Origin of the sequence: uncultured Jannaschia sp. (genome assembly GCF_947494055.1) — a bacterium.
GTDB lineage: Bacteria > Pseudomonadota > Alphaproteobacteria > Rhodobacterales > Rhodobacteraceae > Jannaschia.
In genome coordinates, this window is sequence record NZ_CANLTR010000181.1 from 1 (window position 1) to 486 (window position 486).

Here is a 486-nt window from a genome sequence, read left to right on the forward strand (position 1 = left end):
GGCTCGCACCCTCGTAGGCCTGCGCAGCCTCCGCGTTGCACCGCTCGAAAACTTCAATGATCCGGGTTCGCGCCAGGGCGCTCTCGACTTGCACCACGCGCCAAGGGCGCGCGTTCCCGACGGATGGCGCGCGATCCATGTGCTGTCGCAGGCGCTGCAGCACGGAAGAGTCGATCGGATCGGACCGGAAGTGGCGAACGTCACGGCGCCAGCGCAGGATGTCGTCGAGCGCGGTCCGATGGTCCTGTGTCATCTTCATGTCCACCTCCTGCACCGTGTTGGCAGAAGAAGCAGTCCGGGACACTGATATCTGCAAGACTATCGGGCTTGAAGCGCCGGGAGCCGCAGCGGGAAGCCGGCGGGTCGGTAAGCCCGCCGACTTTAAGCGTGATCCTGGGACGTCCTAGGCTTTGTCGACGTCGCTCTTGTCGATGTCCACCTCGGTCTTGCGCACGGTGTCGGTCACGACTTCCTCGCGCTCCTCGA

The 486-nt window shown here is 64.6% G+C and carries 1 protein-coding gene; it reads right to left on the reverse strand.

From position 1 onward, the window contains the following. A partial coding sequence (locus Q1A87_RS23755; RefSeq protein WP_299657348.1) for a nitroreductase family protein occupies positions 1 to 259 on the reverse strand: 259 nt, incomplete at its 3' end. Between the last annotated feature and the right edge of the window lie 227 nt (positions 260 to 486).